The organism is Streptomyces sp. GbtcB7 (genome assembly GCF_019091445.1).
Classification (GTDB): domain Bacteria; phylum Actinomycetota; class Actinomycetes; order Streptomycetales; family Streptomycetaceae; genus Streptomyces; species Streptomyces mirabilis.
In genome coordinates this window covers 1-773 of the sequence record NZ_JAGXJM010000125.1, presented here as the reverse complement: position 1 = coordinate 773, position 773 = coordinate 1, and the positions used below count along the sequence as shown (strand labels likewise).

1 protein-coding gene is annotated in these 773 nt (G+C 66.2%); it reads left to right on the top strand.

Translation table 11 applies throughout. From position 1 onward, the window contains the following. Positions 1–773 (top strand): alpha-amylase family glycosyl hydrolase (locus tag KVT44_RS55500; RefSeq protein WP_254651234.1); only part of this gene is annotated, 773 nt, incomplete at both ends.

Sequence of the window (773 nt, the reverse complement as noted above, 5' to 3'; positions counted from 1 at the left end):
GCCGAATTCGACGGACGCCCCCTCTACGAACACGCGGACCCACAGCGGGCCGCCCACCCCGACTGGGGCACCCTCGAATTCGACTACGGCCGCCGCGAGGTACGCAACTTCCTCGTCGCCAACGCCGTGTACTGGTGCGAGGAGTTCCACATCGACGGCCTGCGCGTCGACGCCGTCGCCTCGATGCTCTACCTCGACTACTCACGCGAACCAGGACAGTGGACCCCCAACGAACACGGCGGCCGGGAGAACCTCGACGCCGTCGCCTTCCTCCAGGAGATGAACGCCACCGTCTACCGCCGCGCACCCGGCGTCATGACGATCGCCGAGGAGTCCACCGCCTGGGACGGCGTCACGCGGTCGACCTCGGACGGTGGGCTGGGATTCGGTCTGAAATGGAACATGGGGTGGATGCACGACTCGCTCGAGTACATCGCCCATGACCCCGTGCACCGCAAGTACCACCACAACGAGATGACGTTCTCGATGGTGTACGCCTACAGCGAGAACTACGTCCTGCCCATCTCCCACGACGAGGTCGTCCACGGCAAACGCTCACTCGTGTCGAAAATGCCCGGCGACTGGTGGCAACAACGCGCCACCACCCGCGCCTACCTCGGCTTCATGTGGGCCCACCCCGGCAAACAACTCCTCTTCATGGGACAGGAATTCGCCCAGGGCGCCGAATGGTCCGAGACCCACGGCCCCGACTGGTGGCTCCTGGACCCCGCCTACCCCGCCGAACCCGACCACCGCGGCGTACGCGACCTCGT